Here is a 15,898-nt window from a genome sequence, read left to right as displayed (position 1 = left end):
TGCAACGTGCACCAGCATGCGCATGCGAGCGCGTGGGGCAGCGCATTGCCGACGTCGGACGCGAAGGGCTTCTGGGGTGCGTTCGGCTGTTCGTGCTGGGCGGTCTGACATGTCGACGACAACCGGCCGGCGACGGGCCGAGAGTGACCGGGATCGCCCGAGCCGCTGCACCATTTGATGAAACAACAAGGACCTCCGTTATGAACTTTCTTCGTTCCGCGTTGCTGGCGCTTGCGATTGCCAGCGGCCTCGTCGCCGCGCCTGCCGCGTTCGCGAAACCTCCCGTGCCGCCCGCCGTCGCGCCCACGGTGGCCGTCGGTTCGCAGTACGATACGACGCACGTGTGCGTGGCACCGGAAGACTTCGACCGCTTCACCGACAGCTTCGTCGCGACATTCGGCGGCAGCAAGTCGAAGCAGGGCGTGTTCCAGGTCACGCCGACACCGAGCCAGACGATGTCGCAGCTCGTGTTGACGCCCGTCGGCACGATCTCGGTGTTCGGCTTCAAGACACCGATCCCGTATCCGTTCTGCGCGGAGCGCACCGGCTATCTCGTCACGGACATGGACGTCGCCGTGAAGTCGGCGCGCGAGCATGGCGCCGACGTGATCGTCGACACGTTCCCGGATCCCATCGGCCGCGATGCGGTCATTGCATGGGCGGGTGGTGTGAAGATGCAGCTCTACTGGCACACGCAGGCGCCGAACTACGACGCGCTGCAGACGATCCCCGAAAACCGCGTCTACGTGTCGTCGCAAAGCGTACGCAAGTTCGTGCACGACTTCGTCAAGTTCTCGAAGGGCAAGGTGGTGTCGGACAACCTGAACGCGCCGGGCATCGAGATCGGCCGGCCGAACGACACGTATCGCCGCATCCGCATCGAGTCGGGCTTCGGCAAGATGACCGTGCTCGTGACCGACGGCCATCTGCCTTACCCGTTCGGGCGCGAGATGACCGGCTACGAAGTGCCCGATCTCGCCGCGACGCTGAAGAAGGCCGAAGCCGCGGGCGCGACCGTGCTCGTGCCGCCGTTCGCGGCGGATGGGCGCGACGCCGCACTCGTGCAGTTCCCGGGCGGCTATGTCGCCGAGATTCATGCGAGCGTGGCGCGATGAAGCACGAAGACACGATTCTTGCCGCGGTGGCCGGCTTCGTCGACACGCTGAGCTTCGTCGCGCTGTTCGGGCTGTTCACCGCACACGTGACCGGCAACTTCGTGCTGATCGGCGCGGGCATCGCGGGCTTCGGCCAGGGTGTCGTGCTGAAGCTCAGCGTGTTTCCCGCGTTCGTGTGCGGCGTGATCGCGGCGAGCCTGATCGCGCGGTCGATGTCCGGGCGGCCCGCCTGGCAAGGTGCGCGCGCGCTGCACGCGGTGCAGGCCGTGCTGCTGCTCGGCTTCTGCGCGGCCGGCGTGTGGGCGACGCCCGTCACGCAGCCGGACGCCTTGCCGGCACTCGTGGCCGGCATCGTCGGCACGTTCGCGATGGGCGTCCAGAACGCGCATCCGCGCGTGATTTCGCGCGCGGGCGGCGTGCCGAATACGGTGATGACGGGCAACGTGACGCAAGCGATCCTCGACGTCGTCGACCTGCTGTCGGCGGGCACGTCCGACGCCGCGCGCGCGGCGGCACGGGCGCGCTTCGGCAAGATGCTGCCGGCGATCGTCGCGTTCGCGCTCGGCGCGGCGGGCGGTGCGCTCGGGTTCCGCCATGTCGGATTCCTGGCGCTGCTCGTGCCCGTCGGCGCGCTTGCGATGCTTGCACTGCGTGCGGCGCAAGCGGGCGGACCCGCCACGCAGGAGCGCGCATGATCGCGCGGGCGCGGGGGAGACAAGGGAGGCGCCACGGCCGCCGCTTCGAGCGGGCCGCGCGCGTGTCGATCGTCGCGGGCATGCTGCTCGCGGGCGCCGACGCGGCGTTCGCGGAATCGGCGGCGACATCCACGTCGACATCGACATCCGGTGACGCAACCGCCTCGACCTGCACGGCGAAGCGGCCGACGGTGCTGTTCAACCGCTGGCAGGAAGACTGGTCGGTGCTGGCGAATCCATGCGTGCCGCGCGCGCCGCTCGACGGGCTCAAATACATTCCGCTCGGCAATGATCCGGCATCCTATCTATCGCTCGGCGTGAACCTGCGCGAGCGGCTGGAGACCAACGACGCGCCGCTGTTCGGGATCGGCTCCGCGCAATCTGACACCTATCTGATCCAGCGCGTCGAAGTGCATGCCGATGCGCATCTGGGCCGGCACTGGCAGTTCTTCGTGCAGTTGCAGGACGACCGCGCATTCGGCAAGAACACGATCTCGCCGGTCGACAGGAATCCGCTCGATCTCGAACAGGCATTCGCGACCTACACGGGCGCGCTCGGCGGCGGCACGTTCAAGTTTCGCGTCGGCCGGCAGGAAATGGCGTTCGACTTGCAGCGCTTCATCGCCACGCGCGACGGTCCGAACGTGCGGCAGGCGTTCGATGCCGTATGGGCCGACTACGAATATCAAAAGTGGCGCTTCATCGCGTATGCGACGCAGCCCGTGCAGAACCGCACGGTGTCCGCGTTCGACGACGTGTCGAACCGCAACCTCACGTTCAGCGGCGTGCGCTTCGAGCGGCAGTCGGTCGGGCCGGGCGACCTGTCGGGCTACTGGTCGCGCTACAACCGCAGCAACGCGCGTTTCCTCGATGCGAGCGGCCCCGAGCATCGCGACGTGTGGGACCTGCGCTACACGGGCACGCAGGGTCGCTTCGACTGGGATTTCGAGACGATGCTGCAGACGGGGACGGTCGGTAACGACACGATCGGTGCGTGGGCCGTCGGCTCGATCGCGGGCTACAAGCTCGATGCGCCGTGGTCGCCGCGCATCGCGCTGCAGTTCGATGCGGCATCGGGCGACCGGCATCCGCACGACGGCCGCGTCGGCACCTTCAATCCGCTGTTTCCGAACGGCTATTACTTCACGCTGGCCGGCTATACGGGCTATTCGAACCTGGTCCACGTGAAGCCGTCGGTGACGCTGAAGCCGTCGCCGAACCTGTCGCTGCTCGGTGCGCTCGGCTTCCAGTGGCGCGAGACGACCGGCGACGCCGTCTATCAGCAGCCGAACGTCGCGGTGCCCGGCACGGCAGGCAAGGGCGGCCTGTGGACGGGGATGTACGTGCAGTTGCGCGCGGACTGGACGATCGCCGCGAACCTGATCGGTTCGGTCGAGGCCGTGCACTTCCAGGTCGGCGACGCGATCCGGCAGGCGGGCGGCCACAACGCGGACTACGCCGGCGTCGAGATGAAGTACGGCTGGTGACGCGGCCGCGCGGCAATTGCGCGCATACGAAAAAGGGCGGCTCGCGGGGCCGCCCTTCGTTCGTCCGGGCCGGCAGCGCGGCCGGCCCCGTTCGCCGCGATGCCGTTACAGGTTCGGCGACAGCGCGAGCGCGTTCGTCAGGTCGCCCATCGGCTGCGCGCCGTTCGCTTTCAGCGCGTCGTCGCGCTGCTGCAGGCCCGCGAGGCGCGGCAGCGAGAAGCGACGCGTGATGAAGCGCAGGATCGAACCCGTGTCGTATTGCGTATGGTCCACGAAACCCTTCTTCGCGAACGGCGACACGATCAGCGCCGGAATGCGGGTGCCCGGGCCCCAGCGATCGCCGCTCGGCGGTGCGGCGTGATCCCAGAAGCCGCCGTTTTCGTCGTACGTAACGACCACGACCATGTTCTTCCACTGCGGGCTGGCCTGCAGGTGCGCGATCACGTCCGCGATGTGCTGATCGCCGGAGGTGACGTCCGTATACCCCGGGTGCTCGTTCAGGTTGCCCTGCGGCTTGTAGAACGTGACTTGCGGCAGCGCGCCCGCGTCGATCGCCTTGATGAATTCCGCGCCGTTCGCGCCGCCGTCGAGCAGGTGCTGCGCGCGGCTCGCGGTGCCCGGCGCCTGGTTCGCGTAGTAGTTGAACGGCTGATGGTGCGGCTGGAAGTTCGGCGTCGAGAGGTCGGCGCCGTAGATCACGTTCGACGTGCCGTTCTGGCTCGCCTGCAGTGCCTGGCCCCATGCGCCGCTATACCATGCCCACGACACGTTGGCATTGGTCATCAGGTCGCCGATGTTGGTCGCCGTCTGCGGCGGCATCGTCGAGGGATTGGCCGGGTCGGCGAGCAGCGGGTCGCCGCCCGTCGCGGCCTTGTTGCCGCTCGGCTGGTACGCCGGCTGCATCGTGTTGACACCGTAGAAGTCCGGCGTCAGTGCGCCGTCGTTGACGAACTTCGGCGGGCCGCTCAGCGCGGATGCCGGCGAGTTCGCGGCGACCGCCAGCGACTTGCCGTCGGCGTTCAGGACTGCGATCTTGCCGGCCGCCGGGCTCTTGTCGGCGTTCGCGTAGAACGGCGCGCACGCGCAGATCAGGTACTGGTGGTTCAGGAACGAGCCGCCGAACGCGCCCATGAAGAAGTTGTCGGCCAGCACATACTGCTGCGCGATCTTCCACAGCGGCAGCTTCGACGGATCCGGCGTGTAGTGGCCCATCGTCAGACCGCCCGCATCGGTCCAAGCGGCATACATGTCGTTCTTGCCGCCGTCGATCTGCATCTGGTCCTGGTAGAAGCGGTGCACGATGTCGCGCGTCGCGATGCTCATCGACTGGTTGAAGCCGTTGGGATCGTCGATCGCGAACGGGGCGTTCGGCAGGTTCGCCGTCATCGCTTCGGTGACCGCGGGCGTGATGCCGGTTGCGGTCAGACCACCCCAGATCTTCGGCAGCGTCGCCATCGTCGAGCCGTCGCGATCCTTCTGCACCGAGTTCGCTGCCGTTGCGTTCTGCAGACCGTTCGCGCCCGGGAAGTTGCCGTAGAGGTTGTCGAAGCTGCGGTTTTCCGCGTAGATCACGACGACGTTCTTCACGGCCGACAGGCCTTGCTGCGTGACGTCGTCGCCGCCGCAGGCGGTCAGGCTGAGCGCGGCCGCGAGGGCGATCGGCGTGTAGCGAATCCAGGCGTGCTTCTTCATGCGATGTTCTCTCTCATTCGTCGTTTGTCGCGTGTGGGAACCGGGTGGCGTCAGGCCGGAGCAGGGGCCACGGGGCACCGACCGGCTGCGCGCATTATCTGGAACCCGTTTGACAGCCGGGTGTAGGGGCGCTTTCAATTGACTGTCGGTCGAACGTCATGCACCGGTCACGGAACTGACATAAGCTCCGGCCGATTGCCCACCGCTACAAGAAGAACGACGATGCACAGCCTTCTGAAATCCTTCGCGTTCGCGCGATCGTTGATCCCTGCCGCGGCGACATTCGCGCTGATGGGCGGGCTCGCGCCGCTCGCCGGTTGCGATGCGCGGCCCGGCGCGAACGCGCAGGCGGTCTCCGTCGTGTCGGCGGCGCAAGCCGCTCCGGCCACCCCGGCCGCTCCGGCGGTCGCGCCGGCCAGCCAGCCGCAGACGCGCGCGCAGGTATTCGAGGGCGTGAAGCAGATGACGGCGCTCGGCAAGCAGTTGTTCTTCGATCCGTCGCTGTCCGGCTCAGGCAAGCTCGCGTGCGCGTCGTGTCATAGCGTCGAGCACGCGTTCGGCCCGCCGAACGCGCTGTCGGTGCAACTCGGCGGCGACGACATGCATCGCATGGGTTTTCGCGCGGTGCCGTCGCTGAAATACGTGCGCGGCATTCCGCCGTTCACCGAGCACTTCCACGATTCGCCCGACGAAGGCGACGAAAGCATCGACGCAGGCCCGACCGGCGGATTGACCTGGGACGGTCGCGTCGACACGCGCGATGCGCAGGCGCGCATTCCCCTCACGTCGCCATTCGAGATGAGCAGCTCGCCGGCGCGGGTCGCGCAGGCGGTGCGTGCCGCGCCCTATGCCGACGCGTTCCGCAAGGCGTTCGGCGATCGGATCCTCGGCGACGATCAGGCGACTTTCGGTGCGGTGCTGCGTGCGCTCGACGCATTCCAGCAGCAGCCGGCATTGTTCGATCCGTACACGAGCAAGTACGACGCGTATCTGGCCGGCCACGCGCAGCTCACGCCTGCCGAATTGCACGGGCTGCAACTGTTCAACGACGAGAAGAAGGGCAACTGCGCGAGCTGTCACGTGAGCCAGCGCACGCTCGAAGGCGGGCCGCCGCAGTTCAGCGATTTCGGTCTGATCGCGATCGCGGTGCCGCGCAACCGCGCGCTGCCGGTCAATCGCGATCCGCGCTTCCACGATCTCGGCGCGTGCGGCCCCGAGCGCACCGACCTGAAGGGCCGCGACGAATTCTGCGGGCTGTTCCGCACTCCGTCGCTGCGCAACGTCGCGTTGCGCAAGACGTTCTTCCACAACGGCGTGTACCACTCGCTCGAGGACGTGATGCGCTTCTACGTCGAGCGCGACATCCATCCGGAGAAGTTCTATCCGGTCGTGCACGGCAAGGTGCAGGTGTACGACGACCTGCCAAAGCGCTACTGGCCGAACATCAACCGCGAGCCGCCGTTCGACCGCAAGCGCGGCGACGCCCCCGCGCTGAACGCGGCCGAGATCAAGGACGTGATCGCGTTCCTGAACACGCTGACCGACGGATATCAACCGGCGGCCACGTCGGCCGCGCGCTAGAACGCGGCCCTTGCGGCACGCATGCTATGCTCGCTGGCTGACGGGCGTGGCGCGTGCCGGTGTGCCGGCCGTGCGCCACGCCGTTCGATCGAACATCCAAGGAGAACAACACATGTCGATGCGTGCATCCCTTTCCGTCGTCACGCGCGTGCTGGCCGGCGCCGCGTGCGCAGCCGCGATGCTGCCCGCCCACGCGCAAAGCAACCTCGGCTTCCTGAACGACACGCCGCTGGCCTACTTCAGCAAGGCCGACCGCGCGTCGCTGGCCAAGGCCGTCGTACAGGCGCGCGACGAAGGCAAGGACGGCGAGACCACGACGTGGCAGAGCAGCGGTCGCGGCACCCAGATCGACGCGAAGCTGACGCCGTCGACGTCCGAGAATGACGGCAAGACGTGCCGCGAAATCGCCACCGACATTTCCGCGAAGGGCCAGACGATGACGCTCAAGCCCGTCTATTGCAGGACCGCCGCGGGCAAGTGGCAGCTGCAGAAGCGCTGAGCGCGCGAGCAATGAAGCGCAGCGGCGCGCCGCGCACGGTTTCGTGCGGCGTCGTGATTCTCGACGGGGCCGGCCGCGTGTTCCTCGCGCACGCGACGGACACCACGCACTGGGATATTCCGAAGGGGCAGGGCGAGCCCGGCGAATCGCCGGCCGACGCGGCGCTGCGGGAGCTGCGCGAGGAAACCGGCATCGAACTCGCGGCGGCGCGGCTGCTCGACCTCGGCCGCTTCGCATACCGTCACGACAAGGACCTGCACCTGTTCGCGGTGCGGGTCGCGGACGACGAAATCGATCCCGCGCACTGCACGTGCACGTCGCTGTTCCCGAGCCGTCGCGACGGCTCGCCGATTCCCGAGATGGACGCATATCGCTGGACCGCGCCCGGCGACGTCGACGCGTATGCGAGCCGCAGCCTCGCGCGGCTGTTTCGCACGACGCTGTCGCTCGCGGATCTGCATCGGCGGCTGGCGGGGGCGTGAGCGCAGCCGCTTCGATCCCGACGATCCCGCGCATGCAATAAAAAACCGGCCCGAAGGCCGGTTTTTTTATCGTCGCGCGCCGCGCATGGACCACGCCGTCAGGCCGGCTTGCCCCAGCTGTCGCGCAGCCCGACGATCCGGTTGAACACGGGCTTGCCCGGTTTCGAATCGACGCGGTCGGCGACGAAATAGCCGTGACGCTCGAACTGGAGGCGCGTTTCCGGTGCGACGTCGCCGGCGCCCGGTTCGACATAGGCCTGCGTGACCTTCTTCGAATCCGGGTTCAGCGCTTCGAGGAAGTTCGCGCCGCCCGCGTCCGGATGCGGCTCCTTGAACAGCCGGTCGTAGATCCGCACTTCGGCCGCCTGTGCATGCTTCACGCTGACCCAGTGGATGTTGCCCTTGACCTTGTAGTTGTTCGCGCCTTCGGTGCCCGACTTGCTGTCCGGGAAGTAGTTGCAGTGCACGGCCGTCACGTTGCCGTCGGCGTCCTTGTCGAAGCCCGTGCACTCGATCACGTAGCCGTAGCGCAGGCGCACCTTGTTGCCCGGGAACAGGCGGAAATAGCCCTTCGGCGGGTTCTCGACGAAGTCCTCGCGTTCGATCCACAGCTCGCGCGAGATCGGGAACGTGCGCACGCCGCGCTCCGGATGATGCGGATGCACGGGGGCCGTGCACGCTTCCTCGAGGTCTTCCGGGTAGTTGTCGATCACGAGCTTCAGCGGATCGAGGACGGCGACCGAGCGCGGCGCCTTGTCGTCGAGGTCGTCGCGCAGCGCGCCTTCGAACACGCTCATGTCGATCCACGAATCGACCTTCGTCACGCCGATCCGCTCGCAGAACAGGTGGATGCTTTCCGGCGTGAAGCCGCGGCGGCGGATCCCGACGATCGTCGGCATGCGCGGGTCGTCCCAGCCTTCGACGTGGCCTTCCGTGACGAGCTGCAGCAGCTTGCGCTTGCTGGTGATCGCGTACGTGAGGTTCAGGCGCGAGAATTCGATCTGTTGCGGCAGCGGACGCGTGAACATGCCGGCGTCCGCGAGTTCGTTCAGCACCCAGTCGTACAGCGGGCGGTGATCCTCGAACTCGAGCGTGCACAGCGAGTGCGTGATGCCTTCGAGCGCATCCGAGATGCAGTGCGTGTAGTCGTACATCGGATACACGCACCATGCGTCGCCGGTGCGGTAGTGGTGCGCGTAGCGGATCCGGTAGATCACCGGGTCGCGCATGTTCATGTTCGGCGAAGCCATGTCGATCTTCGCGCGCAGCACGTGCTCGCCTTCCTTGAACTCGCCGGCCTTCATCCGGCGGAACAGGTCGAGGTTTTCCTCGGGCGAACGGTCGCGGTACGGCGACGGCTTGCCGCCTTCGGTCAGCGAGCCGCGGTTCGCGCGCATTTCCTCGGCGCTCTGGCTGTCGACGTACGCCTTGCCGCGCTGGATCAGCAATTCGGCGAATTCGTACAGCTTGTCGTAGTAGTCGCTCGCGAAATACTGGTGATCGACCGCGTCCTTGCGCCAGTCGAAGCCGAGCCAGCGGACCGCGTCGACGATCGAGTCGACGTATTCGACGCTTTCCTTTTCCGGGTTCGTGTCGTCGAAGCGCAGGTGGCACACGCCGCCGTAGTCGCGCGCGACGCTGAAGTTCAGGCAGATGCTCTTGGCATGGCCGATGTGCAGATAGCCGTTCGGCTCGGGGGGAAAGCGCGTCTCGACGCGGCCGCCCCATTTGCCGGTGCGGTTGTCGTCGTCGATGATGTTGCGGATGAAGTTGGAAGCCGCGGGGGCGTCGTTGCGTTCGGTGCTCATGCGGTTGGCGTCAGGTTGTGTCGGCGCGTCGCGCCGGTTTAATCCCGTAATTCTACCTGACCGGGGTCCGTCCCGCGCGGGTGCGCGACCGGGCGGGCCGGTTCGCGGTGCGGAACCGCAATATCTCGATTGTGTGTCGGCTGTAACACGACGTAAATCGGATTGCCCGGTGCATTCGGCGTTTCCTATGATGGCTTTACCGATTCAATGCCGCCATTCGTATTTTTTGCTGGCGGGAGGACACCAACAATCATGATGAAGAAGACCACTTTTCTCGTTCGTACTGCAGTAATCGTCGCGGCCCTGTCGCAACTCGGCGCATGCGCGATGACGCATACGCAACGTAACGCCGGTATCGGCGCGGCCGCGGGCGGCGCGCTCGGCTACCTGATCACGGGCGGCCCGGTCGGCACGGTTGCCGGCGCTGCGGCAGGCGGCCTGGTCGGCGCCGGCGTGCGCTGATCGAAGCCGGCGCGCGTGAGCGCCGGCTGGTCGTGACGGCGTTGCCGCATCACGGCCCGTTCTTGCTCCGCACATCCATTCCGCGATTCGACAGGCAGCATCAGGGAGGAGCGGGTGTGCGACACTTCGTCGACATCACATAACGACTTCATTCGTCGACGAACCCTCCATGAGCGATTCTCTCGTTTTCGTGCTGCCGGGCTACGGCAACTCCGGTCCGCTCCACTGGCAAAGCCGCTGGGAGCGCGCCGACGCGCGTTTCGTGCGCGTCGCGATGCCCGACTGGGACCGTGCGTTCCGCAACGGCTGGTGTCTCGCGCTCGACCGCGCGGTCGAGGCCGCGCCAAGCCCCGTGACGATCGCCGCGCACAGCCTCGGCACGTTGACCACCGCGTGGTGGGCGACCCGCTACGCGCGGCCGGCCGCGCTCGCGAAGGTGCGCGGCGCGTTGCTCGTCGCGTTGCCCGATCCGGCCGGGCCGGCGTTTCCGGCCGACGCGCACGGTTTCGGGCCGGTGCCGCATGAGCGGCTGCCGTTTCCGACCTGCGTGGTGGCAAGCAGCGACGATCCGTACGGCTCGATCGCGTTCGCGCGCGGCTGCGCGCACGCGTGGGGCAGCACTTTCCATGACCTCGGCCCGCGCGGCCACATCAACGCGGACAGCGGGCTCGGCGACTGGCCCGACGCGCGAGGCTGGCTCGATGCGCTCGCGCGCTAGCGGCTAACCGCTAACCGTCGGTCCATCGATCCCGTCAGCGTCCGCCGGCACCCGGGCACGCCGCGGCGTGAACCCGGAGGCGCCGCGGCGCGCTCGTCCGGGTCGGTTCAGATCGCCTGCTTCGCCTTCAGCGCGGCAATGCGCGCCTCGTCGTAGCCAAGCATGTCGCGCAGTACGTCTTCCGTCTGCGCGCCGAGCAGCGGCGGGGCGGTACGCGCGTCGGGCGGCGTCGCGCTCATCCGGATCGGATTGCGCACGAGCTTCACGTCCGCGCCGCACGGGTGCGGCAGCGACACCTGCATCCCGCGCGCGACCACCTGCTCGTTGTCGAACACCTCGTCGAGTTCGTTGATCGGCCCGCACGGCACGCCGGCCGCTTCGAGCGCGCCGATCCAGTCGGCCTTGCCGCGCGTCTTCACCATTTCCGCGAGGATCGGCACCAGCGTGTCGCGATGGCGCACGCGCGACGGGTTGGTCGCGAACCGTTCGTCGTCGGCCAGCTCTGGCCGGCCGCCGGCCTCGACGAACTTGCGGAACTGCCCGTCGTTGCCGACCGCGACGATGATCCAGCCGTCGCGCGTCTGGAACGTCTGGTACGGCACGATGTTCGGGTGCGCGTTGCCCCAGCGCACCGGCGGCTTGCCGCTCGCGAGGAAGTTGGTGTTCATGTTCGCGAGCAGCGCGACCTGCACGTCGAGCAGCGCCATGTCGATGTACTGGCCTTCGCCCGTGCGGTCGCGGTGCGCGAGCGCGGCGAGCACCGCGATCGTCGAGTAGAGGCCCGTCGCGAGATCGGCGATCGCGACGCCGGCCTTCTGCGGGCCGCCGCCCGGCTCGCTGTCGCGCTCGCCGGTGATGCTCATGAAACCGCCGATTCCCTGGACGATGAAGTCGTAGCCCGCGCGGTGCGCGTACGGGCCCGTCTGGCCGAAGCCCGTGACCGAGCAGTAGACGAGATCGGGCTTCACCGCGCGCAGCGATTCGTAATCGAGCCCGTACTTCTTCAACTGCCCGACCTTGTAGTTCTCGAGCACGACGTCGCTCTGCGCGGCGAGCTCGCGCACGATCTGCTGGCCTTCCGGCGTCGCGATGTCGACCGTCACCGAGCGTTTGTTGCGGTTCGCCGCGAGGTAATACGCGGCCTCCGCCGTATCGTCGCCGTTCGCGTCCTTCAGGTACGGCGGCCCCCAGTGGCGCGTGTCGTCGCCCGCGCCGGGGCGCTCGACCTTGATCACGTCCGCGCCGAAGTCGGCGAGCGTCTGCGCGCACCACGGGCCCGCGAGCACGCGGGTCAGGTCAAGCACGCGAATATGGCTCAGGGCACCCATCGTCGAATCGTCTCCTTTCATGGCTCGCCCGGCCGGGGCAAGGCGGATTGGCATGCCGAGCATCTTAAGGCGAATCGGCCGCATGGGTGGCCCAGGCCGGTCGTCCGCCGCGCCGGGCCGCTGCCGTCTGGGGCGCCGATCTGTATCGTATAATCGATCGTTTACGATATTTGCCCGCCGTGCGTCCGCGAGGACGGCCGGCGTTTGAAGCCGTCTCAGCCAGACATTCCCCGCACGCCATGAAAGCTGCCGAAATCCGCGAGAAATTTCTCAAATTCTTCGAATCGAAGGGCCACACGATCGTCCGCTCGTCGAGCCTCGTGCCCGGTAACGACCCCACGCTGATGTTCACGAACTCGGGCATGGTCCAGTTCAAGGACGTGTTCCTCGGCACGGACCCGCGTCCGTACTCGCGCGCCACCACGGCGCAGCGCAGCGTGCGCGCGGGCGGCAAGCACAACGACCTCGAGAACGTCGGCTACACGGCGCGCCACCACACGTTCTTCGAGATGCTCGGCAACTTCTCGTTCGGCGACTACTTCAAGCACGACGCGATCAAGTTCGCGTGGGAGCTGCTGACCACGGTCTACCAGCTGCCGAAGGAAAAGCTGTGGGTCACCGTCTACCAGGAAGACGACGAAGCGTACGACATCTGGGCGAAGGAAGTCGGCGTGCCGACCGAGCGGATCATCCGCATCGGCGACAACAAGGGCGCGCGCTACGCGTCGGACAACTTCTGGACGATGGGCGACACCGGCCCGTGTGGCCCGTGCACGGAAATCTTCTACGACCACGGCCCGGACGTGTGGGGCGGCCCGCCGGGGTCGCCCGAAGAAGACGGCGACCGCTACATCGAGATCTGGAACCTCGTGTTCATGCAGTTCAACCGCGACGCGCAGGGCAACATGACGCGCCTGCCGAAGCAGTCGGTCGACACCGGCATGGGCCTCGAGCGTCTCGCCGCGGTGCTGCAGCACGTGCACAGCAACTACGAGATCGACCTGTTCCAGAACCTGATCAAGGCCGCCGCGCGCGTGACCGAGATCAGCGACCTGAACAACAACTCGCTGAAGGTGATCGCCGATCACATCCGCGCGTGCTCGTTCCTGATCGTCGACGGCGTGATTCCCGGCAACGAAGGCCGCGGCTACGTGCTGCGCCGCATCGTGCGCCGCGCGATCCGCCATGGCTACAAGCTTGGCCGCAAGGGCTCGTTCTTCCACAAGCTGGTGGCCGACCTCGTCGCCGAGATGGGCGCCGCGTATCCGGAACTGAAGGAAGCCGAACAGCGCGTGACGGACGTGCTGCGCCAGGAAGAAGAGCGCTTCTTCGAGACGATCGAGCACGGGATGTCGATCCTCGAGGCCGCGCTGGCGGAGGTCGAGGCGAAGGGCGGCAAGGTGCTCGACGGCGAACTCGCGTTCAAGCTGCACGACACCTACGGCTTCCCGCTCGACCTCACGGCCGACGTGTGCCGCGAGCGCGGGATGACGGTCGACGAGCCGGCATTTGACGACGCGATGGCGCGCCAGCGCGAACAGGCGCGCGCGGCCGGCAAGTTCAAGGCCACGCAGGGCCTCGAGTATTCGGGCGCGAAGACCACGTTCCACGGCTACGAGGAAATCGCGTTCGACGACGCGAAGGTCGTCGCGCTGTACGTCGACGGTTCGGCCGTCAACGAAGTGAAGCACGGCCAGGATGCGGTCGTCGTGCTCGACCACACGCCGTTCTACGCGGAATCGGGCGGCCAGGTCGGCGACCAGGGCGTGCTCGCGAACGCCGCGACGCGCTTCGCGGTGGCCGACACGCTGAAGGTGCAGGCCGACGTGATCGGCCATCACGGCACGCTCGAACAGGGCACGCTGAAGATCGGCGACGTGCTGCGCGCGGAAATCGACGCGCACCGCCGCGCGCGCACGCAGCGCAACCACTCGGCCACCCACCTGATGCACAAGGCGCTGCGCGAAGTGCTCGGCGCGCACGTGCAACAGAAGGGTTCGCTCGTCGACGCGGAGAAAACCCGCTTCGACTTCGCGCACAACGCGCCGATGACCGACGACGAAATCCGTCGCGTCGAACAGATCGTCAACGACGAAATCCTCGCGAACGCGCCGGGCATCGTGCGCGTGATGCCGTACGACGAAGCGGTGAAGGGCGGCGCGATGGCGCTGTTCGGCGAAAAATACGGCGACGAAGTGCGCGTGCTCGACCTCGGCTTCTCGCGCGAACTGTGCGGCGGCACGCACGTGCATCGCACCGGCGACATCGGCTTCTTCAAGATCGTCGTCGAAGGCGGCGTCGCGGCCGGCATCCGCCGCGTCGAGGCGATCACCGGCGACAACGCGGTGCGCTACGTGCAGGAGCTCGACGCCCGCGTGAACGAAGCCGCGGCCGCGCTGAAGGCGCAGCCGTCGGAACTCACGCAGCGTATCGCGCAGGTGCAGGACCAGGTGAAGTCGCTCGAGAAGGAACTGGGCGCGCTGAAGTCGAAGCTCGCGTCGAGCCAGGGCGACGAGCTCGCGCAGCAGGCCGTCGAGATCGGCGGCGTGTTCGTGTTGGCCGCGACGCTCGACGGCGCCGACGCGAAGACGCTGCGCGAGACGGTCGACAAGCTGAAGGACAAGCTGAAGAGCGCGGCGATCGTGCTGGCGGCCGTCGAAGGCGGCAAGGTCAGCCTGATCGCGGGCGTCACGCCGGATGCGAGCAAGAAGGTCAAGGCCGGCGAGCTCGTGAACTTCGTCGCGCAGCAGGTGGGCGGCAAGGGCGGCGGCCGTCCGGACATGGCGCAGGCAGGCGGCACGGAGCCGGCGAACCTGCCGGGCGCGCTGGCAGGCGTCAAGGGCTGGATCGAAGAGCGTCTTTGATCGGTATGGTTGATGCGATGCGGTCTTGCTGACCCCATCGCAGTGCAAGAAAGAACGACCCGATCGGCGGTGGCCGGTCGGGTCGTTTTGTTTTTGCCGGTGCCCAGGATGAGCGCGTGCCGGCGCGGCGGCGCGGCGGAATCAGGCCGGTAATGCCGTCGCCGGCAACGTGGGCGCATCCCCCGATTCCCGCGCGGCATCGCCGAGCGCATCGCGCAACGCGGCGAGCGCCGCCGACGCGTAACCGTGCCGCCACGCGAGCAGCGTGTCGATCCCTTCGAGTTCCGCGATCGTATGAGCGGCGACGTTGCCGGTCTCGGGCTGAAGCTCGAGCACCGAGCGCGGCGCGACCGCGATGCCCGCACCGGCCGCGACGCACGCGACGATCGCGTGATACGAACCCAGTTCGAGCACGCGCGCGGGCTTCATCCCGTGCGCCGCATACCATCGCTCGACATACTTCCGGTACGTGCAGCCGCGCTCGAACGCGATCAGCGTCGGCAGGATCACGTCGCGCGGCGTGCGCACCGGCGGATGGCCGCGCGGCGTCAGCAGCACCAGATCCTCACGGAAGATGGGCACCGTCTCGAACGTGTCGGGCAGCGTGTCCGGCTCGGGCGGCCGCGCGAACAGCGCCGCGTCGATCTCGAAGTCGCGCACCTTGTCGATCAGCCAGCCGGTCGTGCCGGTCACGAGCTCCAGCGACACGTCGGGCCACGCATGGTGATAGCGCGCGAGCACGGTCGGCAGCCGGCTCGCGGCCGTGCTTTCCATCGTGCCGAGCCGCAGCCGCCCGCGCGGCGTGTCCTCGCGCACCGCATCGCGCGCCTCGTCGGCAAGCTCGAGCAGCCGCTCCGCGTACGGCAGCAGCGTGTGCCCGGCCGGCGTCAGCACGAGCCGGCGGCCGTCGCGCACGAACAGCGCCGCGCCGAGTTCCTCCTCGAGCTGCTTGATGCGCGTCGTGACGTTCGATTGCACGCGATTGAGCTTCGCCGCCGCGCGCGTGATGCCGTTCTCGCGCACGACGGCCCGGAAAATCGCCAGCGCCGCCAGGTCCATGATTCTCTCCATGCGATGGATGGATTCTCAATTATTCATTTTTAGAGAACGTTCGGTCAAGCTACGATACAAGCAATCCGATTCCCGTTCCGGCCGTCGCGCAACCCG

Annotated in this window: 13 protein-coding genes; 9 read left to right on the top strand and 4 right to left on the bottom strand. The window is 67.5% G+C overall.

The window, feature by feature from the left end; translation table 11 throughout:
* Positions 1-200 precede the first annotated feature (200 nt).
* Genes WS45_RS01630 through WS45_RS01620 form a run of 3 tightly spaced genes read left to right on the top strand, consistent with a single transcriptional unit; the run spans position 201 to position 3,297 of the window.
* Positions 201-1,115, top strand: a complete 915-nt coding sequence (locus WS45_RS01630; protein ID WP_059697828.1) for a VOC family protein — start codon at positions 201-203, stop codon at positions 1,113-1,115.
* Positions 1,112-1,810 carry a YoaK family protein gene (locus tag WS45_RS01625; protein ID WP_059697826.1) on the top strand — a complete coding sequence of 233 codons (699 nt, stop codon included), beginning with the start codon at positions 1,112-1,114 and terminating at the stop codon, positions 1,808-1,810. Before WS45_RS01630 ends, WS45_RS01625 begins: the two co-directional genes overlap by 4 nt.
* On the top strand, positions 1,807-3,297 hold the full coding sequence (locus tag WS45_RS01620) for an alginate export family protein (protein WP_059697823.1): 1,491 nt from the start codon (positions 1,807-1,809) through the stop codon (positions 3,295-3,297). Before WS45_RS01625 ends, WS45_RS01620 begins: the two co-directional genes overlap by 4 nt.
* A 105-nt stretch (positions 3,298-3,402) precedes the next feature.
* Here WS45_RS01620 and WS45_RS01615 read toward each other — a convergent pair whose 3' ends face one another.
* Complete coding sequence (locus WS45_RS01615; protein ID WP_059697821.1) at positions 3,403-4,989, bottom strand: acid phosphatase; 1,587 nt, start codon at positions 4,987-4,989, stop codon at positions 3,403-3,405.
* 222 nt (positions 4,990-5,211) lie between these two features.
* Here WS45_RS01615 and WS45_RS01610 point away from each other — a divergent pair, with 222 nt between their 5' ends.
* The 3 genes from WS45_RS01610 to WS45_RS01600 all read left to right on the top strand — a co-directional run bounded on the left by WS45_RS01610 (position 5,212) and on the right by WS45_RS01600 (position 7,551).
* Entirely contained in the window at positions 5,212-6,570 is a 1,359-nt protein-coding gene (locus WS45_RS01610) for a cytochrome-c peroxidase (protein ID WP_059697819.1), read from the top strand.
* Between the two features lie 112 nt (positions 6,571-6,682).
* Complete coding sequence (locus WS45_RS01605; RefSeq protein ID WP_059697817.1) at positions 6,683-7,069, top strand: hypothetical protein; 387 nt, start codon at positions 6,683-6,685, stop codon at positions 7,067-7,069.
* An 11-nt stretch (positions 7,070-7,080) separates the two neighbouring features.
* The gene (locus tag WS45_RS01600; RefSeq protein WP_059524067.1) at positions 7,081-7,551 is read left to right on the top strand and encodes an NUDIX hydrolase; all 471 of its coding nucleotides are present in this window, start codon (positions 7,081-7,083) and stop codon (positions 7,549-7,551) included.
* 98 nt (positions 7,552-7,649) lie between these two features.
* Here the strand turns inward: WS45_RS01600 and WS45_RS01595 are convergent, their stop codons facing one another.
* Positions 7,650-9,359, bottom strand: coding sequence for a glutamine--tRNA ligase/YqeY domain fusion protein (locus WS45_RS01595; protein ID WP_059524069.1), 1,710 nt, complete (start codon positions 9,357-9,359; stop codon positions 7,650-7,652).
* A gap of 252 nt (positions 9,360-9,611) precedes the next feature.
* On the opposite strand from WS45_RS01595, the gene WS45_RS01590 reads away from it, so the two are divergent.
* Both WS45_RS01590 and WS45_RS01585 read left to right on the top strand, forming a co-directional pair.
* A complete protein-coding gene (locus WS45_RS01590; protein ID WP_006497729.1) occupies positions 9,612-9,821 on the top strand; it encodes an ornithine acetyltransferase in 210 nt (69 codons plus the stop codon).
* Positions 9,822-9,990: 169 nt separating this feature from the next.
* The gene (locus WS45_RS01585) at positions 9,991-10,539 is read left to right on the top strand and encodes an RBBP9/YdeN family alpha/beta hydrolase (protein WP_059697815.1); all 549 of its coding nucleotides are present in this window, start codon (positions 9,991-9,993) and stop codon (positions 10,537-10,539) included.
* Positions 10,540-10,646: 107 nt separating this feature from the next.
* Here the strand turns inward: WS45_RS01585 and WS45_RS01580 are convergent, their stop codons facing one another.
* Positions 10,647-11,867: a CaiB/BaiF CoA transferase family protein gene (locus tag WS45_RS01580; protein ID WP_059697813.1), complete on the bottom strand. Its 1,221-nt coding sequence runs from the start codon at positions 11,865-11,867 to the stop codon at positions 10,647-10,649.
* Between the two features lie 239 nt (positions 11,868-12,106).
* Here WS45_RS01580 and alaS point away from each other — a divergent pair, with 239 nt between their 5' ends.
* Positions 12,107-14,731 (top strand): alanine--tRNA ligase, encoded by a 2,625-nt coding sequence (gene alaS / locus WS45_RS01575; protein ID WP_059697811.1) that lies wholly within the window; start codon positions 12,107-12,109, stop codon positions 14,729-14,731.
* 141 nt (positions 14,732-14,872) lie between these two features.
* Here alaS and WS45_RS01570 read toward each other — a convergent pair whose 3' ends face one another.
* Positions 14,873-15,790, bottom strand: coding sequence for a LysR family transcriptional regulator (locus WS45_RS01570; protein WP_059697809.1), 918 nt, complete (start codon positions 15,788-15,790; stop codon positions 14,873-14,875).
* Positions 15,791-15,898: the final 108 nt, after the last annotated feature.

The sequence above is a fragment of the Burkholderia sp. RF2-non_BP3 genome (assembly GCF_001522185.1).
In the GTDB taxonomy this organism is placed as follows: Bacteria; Pseudomonadota; Gammaproteobacteria; order Burkholderiales; family Burkholderiaceae; genus Burkholderia; species Burkholderia diffusa.
This window is presented reverse-complemented; position numbering and strand designations above follow the sequence as displayed.